Origin of the sequence: Lutimaribacter degradans (assembly GCF_023703375.1) — a bacterium.
GTDB lineage: Bacteria > Pseudomonadota > Alphaproteobacteria > Rhodobacterales > Rhodobacteraceae > Lutimaribacter > Lutimaribacter degradans.
This window is the reverse complement of sequence record NZ_JAMQGO010000003.1, coordinates 25,172-44,367: the sequence shown is the minus strand read 5'-3', so window position 1 is coordinate 44,367 and position 19,196 is coordinate 25,172. Positions and strand designations below refer to the sequence as shown.

Sequence of the window (19,196 nt, the reverse complement as noted above, 5' to 3'; positions counted from 1 at the left end):
CGCCCCCGTGCGTGAATGAAATTGACGAGGCCGGCCGCGTGTCGGCCTCGTCGCCTGTGACCATCGTCACGGTGGCCTATAACAGCATGGCGAAAATGCCCGACATGCTGGCTTCGGTGCCGCCGGGCACTCCGGTTGTCGTGGTTGACAATGGATCGTCCGACCTGGCCGCGCTGGCCACGTTATGCGATGCGCATGGGGCGACCCTGATCCGCAATGCAGAAAATCTTGGCTTTGGACGCGCCTGCAACCAGGGGGCCGACCATGCAAAGACGCCCTTTATCCTGTTTCTCAATCCCGATGCGCGGCTGTTTCCCGATACGCTGGATGAATTGCTGGCAGCGGCTGAACGCCGCCCCGATGTCAGCGCGATGAACCCCCGCATCGAAGAGGCCGACGGCCGCCCGCATGTCAAACGCAAAAGCCACCTGATGCCCCGATCCGAGTGGATGCCGCGGGGCTGGCCGGCGCAGGATCAAGAGGTCAGCGTATTGTCGGGCAGCGCCTTTTTCGTACGCCGCGAGGCCTTCGAATCCGTGGGTGGCTTTGACCCCGCGATTTTCCTGTTTCATGAGGATGACGACCTGGCGTTGCGCCTGCGCCGGGACGTGGGCCCGCTGTATTTCGCGCGTGCCGCGCGGGTGGTGCATCTGGCCGGTGAATCCTCGGCCCGAACGCCAAGGATCGCGGCGCTGAAGGCGTGGCACATGGGCCGGTCGCGCGTATACGCGGCGCGCAAACATGGGCAGCGCGGCGCCGGGGTCAAGGCGCTGGTGCAGGCGGTGGTGCAACTGTTGTCGCCCGACATGCTGTTGTCGGCACGCAAACGTGCCAAGAACTGGGCGTTTTTCCGGGGTGTTCTGGCCGAGATGTTGCGGCCGACAAGGCCCGGGCCGGAAAGGGACATGCCATGAGCCTCAAGACATTGCGCCGCGCGCTCTGGCTGCGCCTGCAAGAGATCCGGGGCCGCGAGCTGGCGCATTTCGCACCACATGGCGTGCCGGTGTCGGTGCCGCGCGGCGTTGATGATGCGCTGACCTACATGCTGGCCAAGGGCCGCCCGTACGAGGATGAAGAGGCCGGTATGGTCAAGGCACATCTGCAACCCGGCACCCCGGTGATCGAGTTGGGCGGATGCCTGGGCGTCGTGTCGGCGCTTGTGCGCAGCCGGATCGGTGCCGAGGCGCCTCATATCGTGGTTGAGGCCAACGCGCGCCTTATCCCCACGTTGACTGGCAACGCCACGCAGGGCGCGGCCGAGGGTCGCGCGCAGGTGATCAACGCCGCGGTCGATTACTCGGGTGCCCAAACCATTGCCTTCGAGACGGGCGAGAACGCCCATGTCGGGCGCATCGGTGGCAATGGTGGCACCCGTGTCGAGGTGCCGACAGTTACATTGGCCGATTTGGCCGAGCGGCTGGGGTCGGATCGTTTTGCCCTGATCTGCGACATCGAAGGGGCGGAACTGGCACTGTTCGAGCACGAGCGCGCAGACGTGTTGGCAAGGATCGAGTTGCTGGTGCTGGAAACACACCCGAAATTCTATGATCGCGGCGCGCAGCGCAAGGCCGAGCTGATGGCACGCCTTGCCGAGCTGGGCCTGCATGTCGTTGAAGAAAAGAACGACGTTCTGTGCCTCAAACCGGGGTCGTAGCCGATAATCCTGCACGGCGTTATCCGTGCAGACAACTGGCGGCCTTCAGGTGAAATAGTCACGCAGGATGCGGGTGTAGATGGATTTCAACTGGTGCACCTGCGCGGCGGGCACGCGCTCGTCAACCTGGTGCATGAAATGGCCGACCAGGCCGAACTCCACCACGGGGCAGTGGTTTTTCACGAAACGTGCATCCGAGGTGCCGCCCGTGGTGCTGAGCGTGGGCGTGACGTTGGTTTCGGTCTGCACGGCCTTTGAAACCAGGTCCGACAGCTCGCCCGGTGGGGTCAGGAATGCCTCGCCCGAGATTTTCAAACCCATGTCGATGGTCACGCCGAACTCGGCGGCCACCTTGTCGGCCTCTGCGCGCAGCCAGTTGGTCAGGCTGGCGCTGGTATGCGTGTCGTTGAAGCGGATGTTCACACTGGCCCGCGTCTTGGCCGGGATCACGTTGCTGGCCGGGTTGCCAGTGTCGATGGTGACGATCGCCAGAGTCGAAGGGTCGAAATGCTCGGTGCCCTGGTCCAGTTCATGGCTGGCCAGCCGATCCATCAGCCGGGCCAATGCAGGCAGCGGGTTGTTGGCCCGGTGCGGATAGGCGGAATGCCCTTGCACGCCTGTCACCGTGAAATGCGCCGTCATCGCACCGCGCCGCCCGATCTTGATCATCTCGCCCATGCGGTCGGGGCAGGTGGGTTCACCCACGAGGCAGACGCTCATTTTCTCGTTATTGTCATCCATCCAATCCAGCAGCGCAGTGGTGCCGTCGATGCTTTCGCCCTCTTCGTCGCCGGTGATGGCCAGGATCACCGCACCTTCAGGGGGCGTCTCGCGGACAAAGTCGATGGCCGCGGCCACAAAGGCGGCGACACCCGATTTCATATCGGTCGCCCCCCGGCCCCAGATCACGCCATCCGCGTCGAGCTCGCCGGAAAATGGCGGCTTGGTCCATGCATCGGCATCGCCCACAGGCACGACATCGGTATGGCCGTTGAACCCAAAGGTTCTTTCGTGCCCCTTGTCGCCCCAGCGTGCGAAAAGGTTCGAAACGCCGCCACGATCGACCCGCGTGCAGCGAAAGCCCCCCGCCTCAAGCAGTTCTTGCAACAGCACCAGCGCACCGCCTTCCTCGGGCGTGACCGAGGGGCAGCGGATCAGGTGGGCGGTCAGGTCGGCGGCGTCGATGTGTGGGGGCAGATCTTTTGGCATTGCGCTCTCCTTGCTGGTGGCTTCGGGTTAGCGCGGATGCCGCAGCTTGGCAAATGTGGCTCAAAAGGCGCAACCATTCGGCTTTTACGTAGGGCCCGCACACGTAAAGGCTTAACAGCCGGGCGAAAACAGTGCTAATTTTCAAATAATAAAAGAAACCCGAGGCAGGGTATTTCTCTGATGATCCGGAAAACCGGACACGGAGGAGCAGTAACAACCGGAATTTGGCGCGGGTGGGTGACCACCTTTCTGTGCCGTGCCTGCCTTGGACATAATTGTACGAGGCAGATAAATGGTAGCACCGTCCGAACTCCCGATCGACAGAAACGCCTCCGCCGTCGAGATGGCGGAAACCATATTCGGCGATGGTGTTACCATCGTCAGCGCGTCCTATACCGGGGACCGGGATTCATCGGGTATTTATACCGATGGCGATAGTGTTTCGCCCGAGGTCACGCCCGGCGACACGGGTGTCATGTTTTCCACTGGCGACCTGCGCGGCTTCACCAATGGGCCCGGCGGCCCTTGGTGGAACCCGAACCAAGCCAACGAAAGCAACAGTACCACCACAAATTCCAGCGGCCCGAACAATGTCGCCGATTTCAACGCCGCGGCTGGCACCAACACCTATGACGCGTCGTTCCTGGATGTCGATTTCATCCCCAGCGGCGACGTGATGACGATGCAGTTCGTTTTCGCGTCGGATGAATACCCGGAGTTTGCCTCGGGCGCCTACCAGGATTTCGTGGGTGTCTGGGTCAATGGCACGCAGGTCAACCTCGAAGTGGGCGATGGCGATGTAGACCCCAACAACCTGAATGCGGGCTCGAACGCCAACCTTTTCGTCGACAACACCAACGGTGACTACAACACCGAGATGGACGGATTTACCGTCACGATGACGCTGACGATACCGGTAGAACCGGACGAGGTGAACTCGATCCGTATCGGCATCGCGGATGTGGTGGATTCAAATTACGATTCAACGCTCCTGATTGCCGGTGACTCCGTGCAGACCGCGCTGGTCGCCGAGGCCGACAGCGATACGATCTATCCCAACGGTTCGGTCACCACCGATGTGCTGGCCAATGATTCCAGCAGCTCGGGCGGCAGCCTGACCATCACCCACATAAACGGGCAGCCCGTGGTCGTCGGCAGCACGATCACGCTGGCCACGGGCCAGACGGTGACGTTGAACTCCGATGGAACGCTGACCACGGAGGGCGACGGTGATATCGAGACGGTCAATTTCACCTACACGGTCGAAGATGACGCCGGCCAGATGGATACCGGGTTTGTAACCATCGATTCGATTCCGTGTTTCGTTGCGGGTACGCTGATCGCCACGTCATCGGGGCAGGTGCCGGTAGAGTGGCTTTCGCCCGGTGACATGGTGCTGACACGTGATGACGGGCCACAACCGCTGCGCTGGGTAGGGCGTCGCACGGTCACGGCGCGGGGTGCCTATGCGCCCATCTGTATTCGGGCGGGCGCGTTCGGCGCCCATCAGGAACTCTGGGTATCGCCCGAGCACCGTATCCTGATCCGCGACAGCTTGGCCGAACTGCTGTTCGGCGAGGCCGAAGTGCTGGTGGCCGCCAAGCACCTGGTCAACGACCACAGCGTGCGTCGTATCGAGGGCGGCGAGGTAGAGTATTGCCATCTGATGTTCGACCGGCACCAGGTGGTTATTTCCGAAGGTCTGGAAACCGAAAGTTTTCTGCCAGGCCCGCAAATCGCGCATAGTTTCGCCCCCGACACGCTGGCCGAGATCTGCGCCCTGTTCCCCGAACTCGACCCGGCAACCGGCGCTGGTTACAGCGCGGCGGCCCGACGTACGCTCAAAACTTACGAGGCCCGGATTCTCGCCAACATGCGGCAGGTGGCCTGATGGCCTGGATCGCGCTGACCGACCATTCGGAACAGTATTTCGCCCCGGCGGGATTGGGCTGTGACGCCGGCCGCGCCCCGGCGCTTGGCAAGGGCGATGATGCGCTGTTGGTGCGCGGCTCTCTGGTGATGGAGGTGCAGGTGGCCAGCGATGGCAAGCCCTTGCAACTGTTCGATTATAAAGGCGCGCCGCCCTGGCGGTTTCGTCTTTCGGTGCAGGCGATCCCCGAAGGGGGCGTGGTGCTCGTTATGGGGTTCGGCGGCGATGTGCAGCATGCTGCCACCCGGCTGGAGCGGGTGGGCGTGGGCGATGCGCTGCGCGTGACGGTTTCCTGGGATGCACCGTTGCGCTGGGCGCGCCTGGCGTTGGAACATGTCGGCACGGGGCGGATCGCGATGTCCGATATGTCCAACCCCAAGCCGCTGCCGCTTTCAGAACTGCGCCAGATGATGACCCGGTGCGGGCAGCGCCATATGAACCGGCACGTCAAGTTCCTGGCCATTTCCACCGCGATCGAACCGGTCGGCCCGATGCCCACGCTTACCGGGCATGTACCGCTTGCCACGCCTTGGGGCCTGCGTGACGTGGCGCAACTGCGCCGTGGCGACGTGGTGCACTGCGGCGATCGCGGCGGGGTGCCGGTGCTGCACAAGCTGCGCCGCGTTGTGCCAGCGCGCGGGTCGTTCAGGCCCATTCGCCTGCGCGCGCCATATTTCGGCCTGCGCCGCGATATTCTGGTCTCGCCCGACCAACGCCTGATCATCGGTGGCTCCGAGGTGGAATACATGTTCGGGCGCGAACGGGTGCTGGTGCCCGCCCGTCATCTGGTGAACGGCGTGTCGGCAATCTATGCCCAGGTCGGAACAACCATTGCATATCATGGACTTATCCTGCCCGGATGCGAGCCGGTCCAGGCCGCGGGCACACCGTTGGAGACGATGTTCATCGGCCGTATCCGGCGCAAGCCCGTGCTGTTAAAGGCCAGCCTTCTGGCCGGGCTCGACCGTAACAGCCTGCCCGAACACGCCTTGTCCACCTACCCGGTGCTGCGGCCTTTCGAGGCGATCATGCTGGCCGAAAACCGCGCGGCCTAGTCGAAGAACGGCGTCATCTGCGCCACGATCACCGCGTTCTCGGCTTGCGCGCGGGCCATCAGGTCGCGCTCGTCCTGGCTGATTTCTTCGCCCGCGTCTTCGCGCTCGGACAGGGTGCCGTGGCCGGTGACGTCCAGCGGTGCCATGTCGGCCTGTTTCAGGATGGCGACTGTTTCGCGCACGGCTTCGGCCTCGTCCACGCCGCTGGCGTAGCAAACCAGCCCGGCGCCCGTTGCTTCCTTGGGTAATCCGTCACCCTTCTTGCGGCCCAGTTGCACCACAAGGGTAAACACCTGCTGCGGTTTCTTGTCCTTCGCCATATTTAGCGCCCTTGTAAATATACCGAAACCGCGCGGTTTCGTATGGTTACCGCGCGGGTTTCCGAGGCTTTTCGCCAACCGGCCCGCCGGCCTTTTTCCAGCCGGAGAACCCGTCGGTGATATGGCTGACATTGTCCAGCCCCATCTCTTGCGCGACCTGCGCCGACAACGCCGAGCGCCAGCCCGAGGCGCAGTAAAAGACAAAGCGGTTGCCGGTCTGGAACTGCGGCTTGGCATAGGGGCTTTCGGGGTCGATCCAGAATTCCAGCATCCCGCGCGGGCAGTGAAAGGCGCCGGGGATCATGCCTTCGCGTTCCAGTTCGCGCGGGTCGCGCAGATCGACGAAGGTGACGCCGTCGGCCCCGTGCAGGTCCAGCAGGTCGGCGGCGGGGGCGTGGTCGATCACCTCGTTGGCGGCGGCAACCATGTCGGATACGCGTTTCATGAAATGGTCCTTTTGCTGTTCGCCCGGGTAGTGTTCCAGATCGCGTCGCAAAAGAAAACCGTCGCTGCCCCCTGAGCCTGGACCCGACCTTTGCGGAAAGGGAAAGCTCAGCCCTTCAGCCATACCTCGACGCCGACCGCCGTTGCATAGACCAGTATGATCAGCACCGACTCGCCCCCGATGCGGGCCGGCCCTTCGCGTTGTCGCAAGATCAGCCCCGACAGCAGGATCACCGTCATGAGCAGCCCCGTGGCGATCCAGAACAGGTCGTCCGGCCCGGCCGCGTGATATATCGACCCTTCGCGATAAGCCACGTCGGAGAACACCAGGAAAAGCGTGTCGAAGGTATTGCCGCCGATAATTCCGCCGACCGCCAGTTGCAGCGCCCCGCGCCGAACCGCCGTCAGGGTCGTGACCAGTTCGGGCAGTGATGTCACCACGGCCGTGCCGAGCGCCCCCACGAGACTAGAAGACAAGCCGAAACGCGCGATGAAAACCCCACCCGACTGGCTGATAACCCAGCCGCTGAGCCCCATCAGCGCCACCAGTATGGCGAAAAGCATGACATGCCGCCGCACGGGCTTGCCGGCTTCGCTCTCGTCCTCGGGTGCGTCCTCGCGCGTCGCCGAGGTCTTGACCGGGCGCCACATCGGTTGTTCGCGCATCGACATGGTCAGCTTTACACCCACCACGTAGGCCACGGCCATGATGACCGAGGCCGGATGCACGCCCCAGGCCGCCACGTCGGGCCCCGCCATCGCGGCGACGGGCAAGCTCAGAAACCCGATGAGCAGCACGGTCTGAAACAGGTTCGCCGGTTCGGCGGCAGCGTGTTCGAGGTTCGGCCCTCGGTAGAAAAGATCGGCCAGGGCCAGGAACAGCGTCTGTACTGCGATTCCGCCCACGGCGTTCGATACCGCGTAGCTGGGGTCGCCCTGCCAGGCCGCGCTGACCGACACGACGATCCCCGCCAGAGAGGTTGCCGCACCAAGCACAATGGCGCCCGCCACCGCCTCGCCCATCCGCGTGCGGTCGGCGATGATGTCGGCAAGCACCGTCGCCTTGATGGCCGCAAGCACGACCACCGCCGCCGCGCCCAGCGAGACGAGGACCAGCCAGAGGGTCGACAATTCCGCCATCATGCCTGCGCGTCCCGTTTCATCCTTGTGCCCAGGCCTTTGTGGGCGCGGGGTGGACTGCGGCCCGCGCCAGCGAATCGGCGATCAGTCGCGCAGCAGCTCGTTGATGCCGACCTTGGAGCGGGTCTGTTCGTCCACGCGCTTCACGATCACCGCGCAATACAGGTTCACGCCGTTCTTTGACGGCATCGAGCCGGACACCACGACCGAGTAGGGCGGCACCTCGCCATACATGACCTCGCCGGTTTCGCGGTCGATGATCTTGGTGGATTTGCCGATATAGACACCCATGCCCAGCACCGCGCCTTCGCGGATGATGCAACCCTCGACCACCTCGGAGCGCGCACCGATAAAGCAATTGTCCTCGATGATCGTGGGGCCGGCCTGCATGGGTTCGAGCACGCCGCCGATGCCCACGCCACCCGAAAGGTGGACGCCTTTGCCGATTTGCGCGCAAGATCCGACGGTGGCCCATGTATCAACCATTGTGCCCTCGTCCACGTAGGCGCCAAGGTTGACGAAGCTGGGCATCAGCACCACGCCGGGCGCGATATAGGCTGATTTGCGCACGACGCAGTTGGGCACGGCACGGAACCCGGCGGTTTTCCAATCGGTCTCGCTCCAGCCGGCGAACTTGCTGTCGACCTTGTCCCACCAGCCGCCGCCTTGCGGGCCGCCCGACTGGATTTCCATGTCCTTGATGCGAAAGCCCAGCAAAACGGCCTTTTTCGCCCATTGGTTCACGTGCCAGTCGCCGTTCTCCTGCCGCTCGGCCACGCGCAGCTTGCCGCTGTCGAGCGCGTTCAGCGTGTCTTCGATCGCCTCGCGGGTTTCGCCGGTGGTTTGCGGCGTGATCTGGTCGCGGGTTTCCCACGCGGCTTCGATGGCGGATTCAAGCTGGGCGTTGGACATGGGTTTCTCCCTCCAAAATGTTTCGTGCCCTATAAAGCGCGCTGCGCCTCTAGGCAATGCGCCACCGCCCCTGCCCGCGCTTGCCGGGCAAGCGCCGGAGGGTGGTTGCCGCCCCCGGTCACGCGCGGCTCAGGCCAGGGGGTCGGGGGCGATATTGCCGCCGCAGACCAGCACCGCCACCCGTTCATCCGGTGCGGGGGTGTAGGCCCCCGACATCAGCGCGGCCAATGCCGCAGCGCCCGCCGGTTCGACCAGTTGCCGGGCGGATTTCCATAACCAGTGTTGTGCCGCGGTTATGTCGCGGTCTTTCACCAGCACGCTTTCAATGCCCTGGGCCTGCGCAAGGTCGAAACAGATCTGCCCGATCTGTTTTGCCCCCAGCGCGTTCGCCGCGACGCCCGAAACCTCGACCGGAGCGGGCGCCCCTTTGGCAAGCGCGGTGTTGAGCGTGGGCGCGTTCGCGGGTTCCACCGCCACCACCTTGCGCCGGCCGGCCAGCCAGCCGATGGCCCCACCGATCAACCCGCCGCCGCCTACGGCGATCAGCACGGTATCGGCCTGTAACCCCTGATCTTCCCATTCGCGCAGGCAGGTGCCTTGGCCCGCCACGGTGTCGGGCGCATCATAGGCGTGGATCTGCGCGGCGCCCGTGGCCTTTTGCCATTCGGCGGCGCGTTCGGCGGCCTCGGCATAGGCGCCGGGCACAACCACCAGGTCGGCGCCGAGGTCGCGGATCAGGCTGATCTTGGTGGGCCCGGCGATTTCGGGCACGTAAATGCGGGCGTCATGCCCAAGGCTGCGCGCCGCATGGGCCACCGCCGCCCCGTGGTTGCCGCCCGAGGCGGCGACCAGGCCGGCCCTTGGCACCGGGCCGTTCAGTAGCGTGTTGAAGGCGCCGCGCGCCTTGAAACTGCCGGTATGCTGCATCTGTTCCCACTTTACCTCGATGGGGTGGGCCAGCCCGGGCAGGTCAAGCAGGCCAACGGGTGTGCGGCGCACATGGCCCGCGATGCGGTTGCCCGCGGCTTCGATATTCTGAACCCAGTCCATAGTTTCCTCATTCTGGCAAAGTCGGACGAAACCCTATAGGGCTGGCACAGACGTGCAAGCACAGGATTACCGAGTGATGAACGACGACCGCACCAGCCCGTTTCGCGACGCCGGTACCGACCGCTCGACCGCTGCCGAGGTGCCGGATACACCGCAGACGCGGGCGCCTGCCTACAGGTTGGCCTTTGCCGATGATGCGTTCTTGTGCCGAGATGAGTTGCGCCCGGTGCGCCTGCAGTTGGAACTGTTGAAGCCCGAGATGCTGCTGGATGAATACGGGGTCGAATCGACCGTGGTTCTGTTCGGCGGCGCGCGTATACCGGCGCCCGCCAACAAGGATCGTGCGCGCACCGAAACGCTGGCAGAGTTGTCGATCTATTACGAGCAGGCGCATCGGTTCGCGCGGCTGCTGACCGAGGCATCGCTGAAGGATGGCGGGCACAGGAACATCATCTGCACCGGCGGCGGCCCCGGCGTTATGGAGGCCGGCAACCGCGGCGCGGCCGAGGCGGGCGGCATCTCGATCGGGTTGAACGTCGTGTTGCCGCATGAGCAGGCGCCGAACGAGTATGTCACGCCCGACCTATGCTTCAACTTTCACTATTTCGCCATTCGCAAGATGCATTTTCTGATGCGGGCCAACGCGATCTGCATCTTTCCGGGCGGGTTCGGGACACTCGACGAGATGTTCGAATCGCTGACGCTGATCCAGACCGGGCGGATGCGGCGGGTGCCGTTCCTGCTGTTCGGGCGCAGTTTCTGGGAAAAGATCATCAACTGGGACGCGCTGGCAGAGGCCGGTACCATCAGCCCCGAAGACCTGGACCTGTTCCGCTATGTAGAAACGGCGGACGAGGCGCTTGAGATCATCGAGACCTGGGGCGATACCAGCCCGCGTGGCGACATTCCCGGGCGTTGAAGACTGCGCCGTTCCCGATCGGCAGGGCGCCGCCGCGCCCTGCGGGTCAGGAGGCTTCGGGCCGATCCAGGGGCAGGTCGCACAGTTCGACCTTGTGGCGCAGGGTCACCAGCTTGAGGCAATCGCTGGATTTGCGCACGTCATAGCCATACCCGGCAAGGCGGAATTTCCATTCCCGGTCCGACAGTGATTTCTTGCGCTCTTGGGTTACGAAATCGCGCAGCTCGTTGTTTGTTTGTCCTGTCTCGGTGAACATCGACTGATACCTTTCTACTCGTTGCCAATGAGGAAACGATGCCCGGGGATAATGGCGGTCATTGTTCACGAATTGGGTATTTTCGGGGCAAGGCAGGGGGATTGTTGGCCGTGGCTCAGCCCCGGCGCGTGTCCGCAGCCACGGCCGGGATTTGGGGCGCGTTGTCGCGCCGCGCGGCAGCGGCGCAAACCAGTGCGCGGAACAGGGAGCGCTGGCGATGGGCGTAGAACAGGTGCTCGGGGTGCCATTGCAAGCCGATGGCAAACGGGTCTGTCAGCCGCTCGATCGCCTGGATCATGCCACCTTCGTCGCGCGCCGAAACGCGCAGGCCGTCGCCCAATTGCTCGACCGCTTGCGTGTGCAGGGCGTTGACGCGCATCGGGTCGGTGTTCGACAGCTCTGCAAGGCGCGTGCGCGGTTCGATAATCACGGTCTTTCTCGGCAGGATGGTGCGCATGAACCGGCTGCCCTGGTACACGCCATAGGCATCCTGGTGCAGCGTGCCGCCAAGGGCCACGTTCAACATCTGGCTGCCGCGGCAGATGCCCAGCACCGGCTTTTCATGGGTCACTGCGTCGTCCACCAGCGCGCGTTCCAACGCGTCTCGCTGGGGGTCGAGCCGGGCCGAGGTGACAAGCCGCCCGCCGTAAAGGTCGGGCGATATGTCGTCGCCGCCACCGATGATGATGCCATCGACAGTGGCCACGTCCGCCGCGTGCCCCGCGCCCCAGCGAATGGCGCGGCCACCGGCCAGCCAGATGTTGAACGCCATCAGCGGAAAGATGCGCCAGCCCGAGCGGTTGGACGTGGTGACACCGATCAGCGGGCGGGTCATGTGGTGATGCCGACGCCGTCGAGAATGTCGCCGGCGCGGTCGGCCCAACTGCCGCGCGACAGGGTGATGGGCCCGTGGTCATCGCGCCATTCATGCGCGAGCCGCGCCAGAAGCGCGGCGTCGCCCGCGACACGTTCGACGGCGATCCAGCGGTTCCATTCGTCGGCAAGGCTCCAACCCGGTTCGTCGATCCGGCAATCGGGCAGGCGAAAGTGGAACGTGGGCCGTGCCGAGGTGGCCGCCCCGATCACATTCTCGACCCGGCCGGGGGCGAGATGGGCAAAGATGGGCAGCATATCCAACCCGAAATTGCGCGAGGGGCAATGTTCGAGGTAAAGCGCGATCAGTTCGGACAGGCCGATCTCATTGCCAGCCTCGATCAGGGCGCGGACAAATGCGGTTGGATAGGGGTCGGTAAAGGGCAGCGCCCGGCGGGTTTCGTCGATGGGCTGCGCTGCGCGCAACCAATCTTCGATCAGGGCGTAGGCCATGAGCGGGCGGTGGATATCTTCCACTTGTTCCGACGCGATCTGCACGTTGAAATGGATGCCGAAGCCAAAGAAAAGCCCCGCGCCACTGCCCTGCGCCCCCGCGTGGCGCAGGTCGGATACCAGCGCATTCAGGCGTTCCATCTGGTTCATGTCGAGCGGTGCTGTCACGATTTCGACCGGGATAACCTCGCGCCCGACGCGCAACAGCTCATCGCGCAGGCTGGACTGGTCGAATTTGCGCAGCGCGGTATCAAGATAGATCTCGAGATCGCCCAGGGCGCTGTCGGCCACCGTCCAGAACGGGCCGTCGTCCTGGGTGGCAGTGCCGCCCAGGCTGTCGGTGACGACACGGGCTACGCTGTCCTCGGGGATGCCGGCAAACTCGATCTCCACCCCGATCAGGCGCGGGGTGCCATCGGCGGCATCGGGCCGAGGAAGGGGCGCGAGATCCGGCATGGCTCAGGGGCGCAGGCCGGTTTCGGCCTCGATTTCCTTGCGGGATTTGCGCGCGCGTTCGGTGGCCGATTTCAACTGGCCGCAGGCGGCCATGATGTCCTCGCCCCGCGGGGTGCGGATGGGGCTGGCATACCCTGCCTTGTAGATGATGTCGGCGAATTTCTCGATCCGGTTCCAGTCCGAGCGTTCGTAGGGCGCGCCGGGCCATTCGTTGAACGGGATCAGGTTGATCTTGGCCGGGATGCCCTTGATCAGGTTCACCAGCCGGCGGGCATCGTCGTCGCTGTCGTTGACGCCTTTCAGCATCACGTATTCAAAAGTGATCCGTTCGGAATTGCTGACTTTTGGATACTCGCGCAGGGCGTTCAGCAGCGTTTCGATATTCCACCGCTTGTTGATGGGCACCAGCTTGTTGCGCACCTCGTCGGTGGTGGCGTGAAAACTGACGGCCAGCATGCAACCGATTTCAGAGGCCGCGCGCGCGATTTCGGGCACCACGCCGCTGGTCGACAGGGTGATGCGGCGGCGGGACAGGCTGATCCCTTCGCCATCCATCGCGATCTTCATGGCGTCGCGGACGTTTTCGAAATTATACAGCGGTTCGCCCATGCCCATCAGCACGATATTGGACAGCAGGCGCGGGCGCTGACCCATGCCCTCGCCCGGCTGGGGCCATTCGCCCAGGTCATCGCGCGCCAGCATGATCTGGCCGACGATTTCACCCGCCGTCAGGTTGCGCACCAGCTTTTGCGTGCCGGTGTGGCAGAAGGAACATGTAAGCGTGCAGCCCACCTGGCTGGAAATGCACAGCGTGCCGCGATCTTCCTCGGGGATGTAGACAACCTCGACCTCGTGGCCGCCATTGATGCGCACAAGGTACTTGCGCGTGCCATCAAGGCTGATGTTCCTTGACACGATCTCGGGCAGTTGGATGACGAAATGAGCGGCCAGCTTTGCGCGGTACTCCTTGGCGAGGTTCGTCATGGCGTCGAAATCGCGCACACCCCAGTAATAGACCCATTGCCAGATCTGGTTGACCCGCATCTTGGCCTGCTTTTCGGGCGTGCCCATTTCGACCAAGGCTGCGTGCAGCTGATCGCGGGTGAGGCCGACAAGGTTGCGCGGCCCGTCGGGCAGCTTGCGGGGGATCGTCATCACGTCTTGCGTGATGGGGGCGGTGGTGTTTGCTTCGGTCATGGCGCGTTGTCCTACAGGTCAGGGCGGCGTGTTACAGGAAATCGGGCCGCATGACAAAGGAATCAAGCCGCGTGACCTGATTGTGCGCGGCTGCGCCGCGCGCGATGGGTCGCGCCCGTGGCTTTCGGCCATCGGAAAGGGCTGTTCTGGTGCGCTTGCCGAACGTGACGCCGGTGGCCATCGGGGGCCGCCGGCCGACGTTTCCAGGCAAGATCAAGGGTTAGCCGAGCGCCTGTTCCGCAGCCGCCGAAAGGCGGAGCAGCCGCTCCTCTTGCATCGGGGCGGCCATCAGCATCAACCCGCAACCCGCGTGGCCCGTAGGCAGCGTCGTGGCGCAAAGCCCCATCAGGTTGCCCACGCGCGTGTTGCGCAGGGTCAGCAGGTTCTCGGTGACGAAATACTCGGAGTCCGATTCGAGCCGGGCCACGTCGGGGGGGCTGTTGGGCGTTGTCGGGCAGATGACAGCGTCATACCCCGCCATGCGCGCGGCCCATGCGGCGCGGTGCTGTTCCAGCGCGATCCACGCCGCCACGTAGTCGGGGGCCGAGAAATTGGCCCCCCCGCGGAACCGTTCGCGGACCTGGTCGTGCATCAGGTCGGGGGCGGCCTCGATCTTGTCGCGCCAGCGGCCATAGGCATCGGCGGTGTAAAGGACGGGGGCCAGTTCCATTGCCTGGGCGAGTTCGGGGGCTTCGACGGGTTCGATGGTGGCACCCGCCTTGCGCAGGCGGTCGGCCGCGTCGTGGAAGGCCGCGAGTGGGGCGTCGCGCACATCCTCAAGCACCGAGGTTTGCAGCGCGGCGATGCGCATGCCTTGCAGGCTGCTGTCGCGCAGGTCGGGGGCGCGGCTGCCCTCCATCGCGGCCATCAGCAGCGCGGCATCTTCGACGGTCCGGCACAGCGGGCCGATCGTGTCGAACGTTTCGGCCAGCGGCACGACACCTTCAAGCGAGAGCCGCCCGGCGGTGGTTTTCAGCCCCACGAGGTTGTTCCAGGCCGAAGGCACCCGCACCGAGCCGCCCGTGTCGCTGCCGATGCCGGCGACGGCCAGGCCGAAGGCCACCGATGTGGCAGCGCCCGAGGACGAACCGCCCGGCGCCAGTGCCGGGTCATTCACGTTGGGTGGCGTGGCCGTGACCGGGTTGAGGCCAAGGCCCGAGAAGGCCAGTTCGGTCATGTGGGTCTTGCCCAGGCAGACAAGGCCCTGCGCCGTGGCGTTGCGCAACAGGCGCGCATCGCGGGTTGGCACGCGGTCCTTGAGCAGCGCGCTGCCGGCCTCGGTCGCCACGCCGGCGGTGTCGAAAAGGTCTTTCCAGCTGATCGGCACGCCGTCGAGCGGCGAAATGCGCAGGCCCAGCTTCGCCCGTTCGCGCGCGGCGCGGGCCTCGGCGCGGGCACGCCGGGCGGTCAGGCGGGCATAGATGCGGGGGGTATATTCATGCGCGTCGATGGCGGAGAGGTAGGTTTCGGTCAGCTCGACCGGGTCGATCTCGCCGGATTCGATGCCGCGACCCAGGTCTGCGGCACTCATGCTTAGCCAGTCGCTCATGTCGGATGCTCCCCCGTTCTTGATCCGTCGCGACGGTAGCGGCACCGGGGCGCATGGACAATCCCGTTTGGGCGCGCATATTTGTAGCCATGACATATGACAGCGATATCCTGATCGTCGGTGGCGGGTTGAATGGCCCCGCGCTGGCCTTGGCGGCCGCGCAGGCGGGGCTTTCGTCGGCGGTGATCGACACGCAGCCAAAGGCGGTACTGGAAGGGGCGGCTTTCGACGGTCGTGCCTATGCGCTGGCGCTTGGGTCGGTGCGGATGCTGCGGGCGCTTGGGCTGTGGCAGGCGGTGGCCGACAAAGCCCAGCCGATGCTGGAGATCAAGGTAAGCGACGGGCGCGCGGGCGAGGGGCCGTTGTCGCCCTTTTTCCTGCATTTCGATCATGCCGAGATCGAGGAAGGCCCGATGGGGCACATGCTGGAGGATCGTTTTCTGCGCCGCGCCCTGATCGAGGCGATGGACGAGAATGACCGGGTGCGCGTGTTGAACGCGGCCACCGTGGTGGCGCAAGAGGTGGATGCGCAGGGCGTGACCGTTGAACTGGCCGACGGGCGCAGCCTGCGGGCGCGGCTTTTGGTGGGCGCGGACGGGCGGGCCTCGGGCACCGCGGCGCGGGCCGGTATCCGGCGCACGGGCTGGGATTACGGACAGACCGCGCTGGTGTGCGCGATCGACCACGAAAAGCCGCATGGGGGTATCGCGCACCAGTTCTTCATGCCGCCCGGCCCGCTGGCGATCTTGCCGCTGCCGGGGAACCGCTCGTCCATCGTGTGGTCGGAAACGCACGAAACGGCGGAGCGGTTCATGGCGCTGGACGATGCCGGCTTTCTCGAGGTGTTGCGCCCGCGCTTCGGCGATTTCCTGGGCGATATCGCGATTGCGGGCCAACGGTTCAGCTATCCGCTTAACCTGACCGTGGCGAACAGCTTTGTCGCGGCGCGCCTGGCGCTGATCGGCGACGCGGCGCACGGGATGCACCCGATCGCGGGCCAGGGGCTGAACGCCGGGTTCCGCGACGTGGCTGCCCTGGCACAGGTCCTGGGCGAGGCGCGGGCGCGCGGTGAAGAGATCGGCACCGCCCCGGTCTTGGAGCGATACCAGGGCTGGCGGCGCTTCGATACCGCGACGCTGGCGATGACCACGGATCTGACGAACAGGCTTTTCTCGAACGACAACCCGTTGCTGCGCGCGGTGCGCGACGTCGGCATGGGTGCGGTGAACGCGGTGCCGGGGCTGCGCCGTGGATTTATCCGCGAAGCGGCGGGGCTGACCGGGGACCTGCCCGACCTGATGCGCGGCTGATCTGACGCTGCGTCACGCGGGGGACGCTGGAAATCGCCGGCGATCTGCGGTTTTGTGCCCCGCGAGCGAACAGGGAAAGGAAACGCCATGTACCAGGTAATCGGTGGAACGCAGAGCCGTGCCTTTCGCGTCATGTGGACGTTGGAAGAGCTGGGGCAGGATTATGACCATATCGAGTGCAAACCGCATTCGCCCGAGGCCATGGCGGCGAACCCGTCGGGCAAGATTCCCGCGATGCGCGTGGGCGAGGATGTGCTGGCCGATTCGACCGCGATCATAACCTACCTGGCCGACAAGCATGAAATGCTGACCCACAAGGCCGGCACGATCGCGCGGGCGCGGCAGGACGGCCTGATGCACATGGTCCTGGACGAGATCGACGGCATCCTGTGGACGGCGGCGCGGCACTCGTTCGTTCTGCCCGAGGATCGCCGCGTGCCCGCGATCAAGCCAAGCCTCGTGTGGGAGTTCGAGCGCAATATCAAGCGCCTGGCCGAGGCGATGGAGGGGCCCTTCCTGATGGGCGAGGACATGACGATCGCCGATATCGTGGCGGCGCATTGCCTGAACTGGGCCTATGGCGCGAAATTTCCCATCGAGGACGAGCGGCTGTTGGCCTATGGCAAGGCGATGCGCGGGCGCGATGCCTTCAAGCGTGCCGCCGGGAAGTAACGGGAATTGCGCCGCGGGCCTTGCCCGCGTCGCCTTGGGAGGGGGCGCTGCCCCCTCATGGCCCGTGCCGGGCCAATTCACCCCCGGGGTATTTCCGGCAAGAGGAAGATCAGGGCCGGAACCGGGCGGCATGCCGACCTGCCCAGAGGCCGGTGGCAAGACAGGCGGTGATCAGGTAGCCGCCCGTCGGTGCCTCCCAGTCCAGCATTTCGCCGGCGGCGAAAGTCCCGGGGCGGGATTTGACCATCAAGCCTTGATCCAGCGCGTCGAAGCGCAGGCCGCCCGCGGTCGAGATCGCCTCGTCCAGCGGACGCAGGGCGGTGTTGGCGATGGCCAGGGATTTGAGCATTTCGGGCCAGCGCGCCATCGGCAGCTGGCCCGCCCCGCCCGTCATTTCGAAAACCAGCGCGGATTTCGCGGCCGGCAGGCGCAGCGTGTTTTTCAGCCAGTGCGACAGGCGGGCTTTCCTGGGGTTTTTCGGCAAACGCCGTGCCAGGGTTTCGGCATCGATGTCGGGCACCATGTCTAAGGTCAGTGTTGCGCCCGCGCGCAAGGCCGGGGTGAGGTGGTAGAGCCCGCCACCCTCGATCCCGCGGGCCGATATCACCGCTTCGCCGCGCGAGGTCGTGTTGCCGGCGCGCCATGCGACCGCCTTGAGCGGCTGGCCGAAATGGGGGCGCATATGCGCGGACCAAGGCACGGACAGGGCCGCGTTCGCTGGCTGGAAGGGCGCGGTTCCCGGAGTCCAATCGGCCCAGGCGCCATCCGAGCCCAGCCGCGCCCAGCTGGCGCCGCCGCAGGCCAGGACGGTGACAGCGGGCGCGAGGGTGCGCGGCCCGTCGGGGGTGTCGAACGTCACCGCCGTGCCATCCCATCCGGTCCAGCGCCAGCGACGGTTGAGCGTAACATCCATATCCCCGAGCCGGGCCAGCCACGCGCGCAGAAGCGGCGAGGCTTTCATGACGGTGGGAAAGACGCGGCCCGAACTGCCTGTGAACAGCTCTTGCCCCAGCCCGCGCGCCCAGGCCTGAACCTCGGTCGGGCCGAACTGTTCGAGCATCGGGCGCAGCCCGGGCGCGGCGTCGGCATAGGCGGCCAGAAAGCTGTCGAAGGGCTCATCCTTGGTCAGGTTCAGACCGGATTTGCCCGCCATTAGGAATTTGCGCGCGGGGCTGGGCATGGCTTCGGCCACGGTCACGGTGCGGCCCGCGCGTGCCAATGCCTCGGCCGCCATGAGCCCGGCCGGGCCTGCACCGATCACCAGCGCGTCGGTCATCGGGCATGGGTGGCGCGCGCGCCCCCGGTTTCGATGCCGCATTGCATGGCGCGGGTTGTGTCTTGGGCGGCGCCGGGGCGTGCGGGCGCGGTGCTGATCGTTGTCATGGGCCTTGCCTTTGCGCCGGTTCTGGCCATGTCTTGCCCTGATGCAGGACGTGACACAAGAGACAGGCCCCGGCGGGCACCCGGTTTGCGCGCTGTGCGGGCGCGAAGTGCCGCCCGATGCGCCGCAATCTTGGCACCACCTGATCCCCAAGTTGAAGGGCGGCAAGGGTGGGCCGGTCGTGCTGCTGCATCACATCTGCCACAAGGAGATTCACGCCACGCTGAGCGAGGCCGAGTTGGCGCGCGCCTATAACACGCCGGAGGCTTTGCGGGCCCATCCACGGTTGGCGCGTTTCGCGGCCTGGGTCGTCAGGCGGCCGCCCGGGTTCCTGTCGAAGGTACCTGGGCGGCGGCGCGGGCGGTAGCCTGCCGGGTATGGCCCCGCGTGGGGGGCGGCCCGCCTTGGACCTGCGG

General features: G+C 65.3%; 20 protein-coding genes. 8 read left to right on the top strand and 12 right to left on the bottom strand.

Annotated elements, in window-relative coordinates; translation table 11 throughout:
* The first annotated feature begins 11 nt into the window (after window positions 1-11).
* On the top strand, window positions 12-914 hold the full coding sequence (locus M8744_RS06500) for a glycosyltransferase family 2 protein (RefSeq protein WP_251411292.1): 903 nt from the start codon (window positions 12-14) through the stop codon (window positions 912-914).
* Window positions 911-1,654 (top strand): FkbM family methyltransferase, encoded by a 744-nt coding sequence (locus M8744_RS06495; protein WP_251411289.1) that lies wholly within the window; start codon window positions 911-913, stop codon window positions 1,652-1,654. The genes M8744_RS06500 and M8744_RS06495 overlap by 4 nt, the downstream gene beginning before the upstream one ends.
* A gap of 45 nt (window positions 1,655-1,699) precedes the next feature.
* Here M8744_RS06495 and dapE read toward each other — a convergent pair whose 3' ends face one another.
* Window positions 1,700-2,863, bottom strand: a complete 1,164-nt coding sequence (gene dapE, locus M8744_RS06490) for a succinyl-diaminopimelate desuccinylase (RefSeq protein ID WP_251411286.1) — start codon at window positions 2,861-2,863, stop codon at window positions 1,700-1,702.
* A 292-nt stretch (window positions 2,864-3,155) separates the two neighbouring features.
* Here dapE and M8744_RS06485 point away from each other — a divergent pair, with 292 nt between their 5' ends.
* Complete coding sequence (locus tag M8744_RS06485; protein WP_251411283.1) at window positions 3,156-4,754, top strand: Hint domain-containing protein; 1,599 nt, start codon at window positions 3,156-3,158, stop codon at window positions 4,752-4,754.
* Entirely contained in the window at window positions 4,754-5,848 is a 1,095-nt protein-coding gene (locus M8744_RS06480; protein WP_251411280.1) for a Hint domain-containing protein, read from the top strand. The genes M8744_RS06485 and M8744_RS06480 overlap by 1 nt, the downstream gene beginning before the upstream one ends.
* Here the strand turns inward: M8744_RS06480 and M8744_RS06475 are convergent.
* The 5 genes from M8744_RS06475 to M8744_RS06455 form a co-directional block, all read right to left on the bottom strand.
* Window positions 5,845-6,168, bottom strand: coding sequence for a DUF8846 family protein (locus tag M8744_RS06475; RefSeq protein ID WP_251411277.1), 324 nt, complete (start codon window positions 6,166-6,168; stop codon window positions 5,845-5,847). The genes M8744_RS06480 and M8744_RS06475 overlap by 4 nt on opposite strands.
* A gap of 46 nt (window positions 6,169-6,214) precedes the next feature.
* Entirely contained in the window at window positions 6,215-6,613 is a 399-nt protein-coding gene (locus tag M8744_RS06470; protein ID WP_251411274.1) for a rhodanese-like domain-containing protein, read from the bottom strand.
* 107 nt (window positions 6,614-6,720) lie between these two features.
* Entirely contained in the window at window positions 6,721-7,755 is a 1,035-nt protein-coding gene (locus tag M8744_RS06465; protein WP_251411272.1) for a sodium:calcium antiporter, read from the bottom strand.
* An 81-nt stretch (window positions 7,756-7,836) separates the two neighbouring features.
* On the bottom strand, window positions 7,837-8,664 hold the full coding sequence (gene dapD, locus M8744_RS06460) for a 2,3,4,5-tetrahydropyridine-2,6-dicarboxylate N-succinyltransferase (protein ID WP_251411268.1): 828 nt from the start codon (window positions 8,662-8,664) through the stop codon (window positions 7,837-7,839).
* A gap of 129 nt (window positions 8,665-8,793) precedes the next feature.
* A complete protein-coding gene (locus tag M8744_RS06455; protein ID WP_251411265.1) occupies window positions 8,794-9,714 on the bottom strand; it encodes a threonine/serine dehydratase in 921 nt (306 codons plus the stop codon).
* A gap of 76 nt (window positions 9,715-9,790) precedes the next feature.
* On the opposite strand from M8744_RS06455, the gene M8744_RS06450 reads away from it, so the two are divergent.
* Window positions 9,791-10,633, top strand: coding sequence for an LOG family protein (locus M8744_RS06450; protein ID WP_251411262.1), 843 nt, complete (start codon window positions 9,791-9,793; stop codon window positions 10,631-10,633).
* A 46-nt stretch (window positions 10,634-10,679) separates the two neighbouring features.
* Here the strand turns inward: M8744_RS06450 and M8744_RS06445 are convergent, their stop codons facing one another.
* From M8744_RS06445 to M8744_RS06425, 5 genes are all read right to left on the bottom strand, one after another.
* Window positions 10,680-10,889, bottom strand: a complete 210-nt coding sequence (locus tag M8744_RS06445) for a hypothetical protein (RefSeq protein WP_251411259.1) — start codon at window positions 10,887-10,889, stop codon at window positions 10,680-10,682.
* A gap of 115 nt (window positions 10,890-11,004) precedes the next feature.
* Entirely contained in the window at window positions 11,005-11,724 is a 720-nt protein-coding gene (locus M8744_RS06440) for a gamma-glutamyl-gamma-aminobutyrate hydrolase family protein (protein WP_251411256.1), read from the bottom strand.
* Entirely contained in the window at window positions 11,721-12,671 is a 951-nt protein-coding gene (locus tag M8744_RS06435; protein WP_251411253.1) for an amidoligase family protein, read from the bottom strand. Before M8744_RS06435 ends, M8744_RS06440 begins: the two co-directional genes overlap by 4 nt.
* 3 nt (window positions 12,672-12,674) lie before the next feature.
* Window positions 12,675-13,868: a dual-specificity RNA methyltransferase RlmN gene (rlmN, locus tag M8744_RS06430; protein WP_251411250.1), complete on the bottom strand. Its 1,194-nt coding sequence runs from the start codon at window positions 13,866-13,868 to the stop codon at window positions 12,675-12,677.
* A gap of 220 nt (window positions 13,869-14,088) precedes the next feature.
* Window positions 14,089-15,417: an amidase gene (locus tag M8744_RS06425; RefSeq protein ID WP_251411247.1), complete on the bottom strand. Its 1,329-nt coding sequence runs from the start codon at window positions 15,415-15,417 to the stop codon at window positions 14,089-14,091.
* A 53-nt stretch (window positions 15,418-15,470) separates the two neighbouring features.
* On the opposite strand from M8744_RS06425, the gene M8744_RS06420 reads away from it, so the two are divergent.
* Together M8744_RS06420 and M8744_RS06415 are read left to right on the top strand one after the other, a co-directional pair.
* Window positions 15,471-16,727, top strand: a complete 1,257-nt coding sequence (locus tag M8744_RS06420) for an FAD-dependent monooxygenase (RefSeq protein WP_434481351.1) — start codon at window positions 15,471-15,473, stop codon at window positions 16,725-16,727.
* A gap of 87 nt (window positions 16,728-16,814) precedes the next feature.
* Window positions 16,815-17,399, top strand: a complete 585-nt coding sequence (locus M8744_RS06415; protein WP_251411241.1) for a glutathione S-transferase family protein — start codon at window positions 16,815-16,817, stop codon at window positions 17,397-17,399.
* A 109-nt stretch (window positions 17,400-17,508) separates the two neighbouring features.
* Here M8744_RS06415 and M8744_RS06410 read toward each other — a convergent pair whose 3' ends face one another.
* Window positions 17,509-18,675 carry a TIGR03862 family flavoprotein gene (locus M8744_RS06410; RefSeq protein ID WP_251411238.1) on the bottom strand — a complete coding sequence of 389 codons (1,167 nt, stop codon included), beginning with the start codon at window positions 18,673-18,675 and terminating at the stop codon, window positions 17,509-17,511.
* A gap of 148 nt (window positions 18,676-18,823) precedes the next feature.
* On the opposite strand from M8744_RS06410, the gene M8744_RS06405 reads away from it, so the two are divergent.
* Complete coding sequence (locus M8744_RS06405; protein ID WP_251411235.1) at window positions 18,824-19,147, top strand: HNH endonuclease; 324 nt, start codon at window positions 18,824-18,826, stop codon at window positions 19,145-19,147.
* Window positions 19,148-19,196 lie beyond the last annotated feature (49 nt).

Excerpts from the sequence above, each read along its gene's own strand:
- M8744_RS06405 (WP_251411235.1), top strand. The coding sequence starts at position 18,824 with ATGCAGGACGTGACACAAGAGACAGGCCCCGGCGGGCACCCGGTTTGC.
- M8744_RS06475 (WP_251411277.1), bottom strand. The coding sequence starts at position 6,168 with ATGGCGAAGGACAAGAAACCGCAGCAGGTGTTTACCCTTGTGGTGCAA.
- M8744_RS06480 (WP_251411280.1), top strand. The coding sequence starts at position 4,754 with ATGGCCTGGATCGCGCTGACCGACCATTCGGAACAGTATTTCGCCCCG.
- M8744_RS06495 (WP_251411289.1), top strand. The coding sequence starts at position 911 with ATGAGCCTCAAGACATTGCGCCGCGCGCTCTGGCTGCGCCTGCAAGAG.
- M8744_RS06415 (WP_251411241.1), top strand. The coding sequence starts at position 16,815 with ATGTACCAGGTAATCGGTGGAACGCAGAGCCGTGCCTTTCGCGTCATG.
- M8744_RS06470 (WP_251411274.1), bottom strand. The coding sequence starts at position 6,613 with ATGAAACGCGTATCCGACATGGTTGCCGCCGCCAACGAGGTGATCGAC.
- M8744_RS06440 (WP_251411256.1), bottom strand. The coding sequence starts at position 11,724 with ATGACCCGCCCGCTGATCGGTGTCACCACGTCCAACCGCTCGGGCTGG.
- M8744_RS06445 (WP_251411259.1), bottom strand. The coding sequence starts at position 10,889 with ATGTTCACCGAGACAGGACAAACAAACAACGAGCTGCGCGATTTCGTA.
- M8744_RS06410 (WP_251411238.1), bottom strand. The coding sequence starts at position 18,675 with ATGACCGACGCGCTGGTGATCGGTGCAGGCCCGGCCGGGCTCATGGCG.
- M8744_RS06485 (WP_251411283.1), top strand. The coding sequence starts at position 3,156 with ATGGTAGCACCGTCCGAACTCCCGATCGACAGAAACGCCTCCGCCGTC.
- M8744_RS06425 (WP_251411247.1), bottom strand. The coding sequence starts at position 15,417 with ATGAGCGACTGGCTAAGCATGAGTGCCGCAGACCTGGGTCGCGGCATC.
- M8744_RS06465 (WP_251411272.1), bottom strand. The coding sequence starts at position 7,755 with ATGATGGCGGAATTGTCGACCCTCTGGCTGGTCCTCGTCTCGCTGGGC.
- M8744_RS06420 (WP_434481351.1), top strand. The coding sequence starts at position 15,471 with ATGGACAATCCCGTTTGGGCGCGCATATTTGTAGCCATGACATATGAC.
- dapD (WP_251411268.1), bottom strand. The coding sequence starts at position 8,664 with ATGTCCAACGCCCAGCTTGAATCCGCCATCGAAGCCGCGTGGGAAACC.
- rlmN (WP_251411250.1), bottom strand. The coding sequence starts at position 13,868 with ATGACCGAAGCAAACACCACCGCCCCCATCACGCAAGACGTGATGACG.
- M8744_RS06435 (WP_251411253.1), bottom strand. The coding sequence starts at position 12,671 with ATGCCGGATCTCGCGCCCCTTCCTCGGCCCGATGCCGCCGATGGCACC.
- M8744_RS06455 (WP_251411265.1), bottom strand. The coding sequence starts at position 9,714 with ATGGACTGGGTTCAGAATATCGAAGCCGCGGGCAACCGCATCGCGGGC.
- M8744_RS06450 (WP_251411262.1), top strand. The coding sequence starts at position 9,791 with ATGAACGACGACCGCACCAGCCCGTTTCGCGACGCCGGTACCGACCGC.
- dapE (WP_251411286.1), bottom strand. The coding sequence starts at position 2,863 with ATGCCAAAAGATCTGCCCCCACACATCGACGCCGCCGACCTGACCGCC.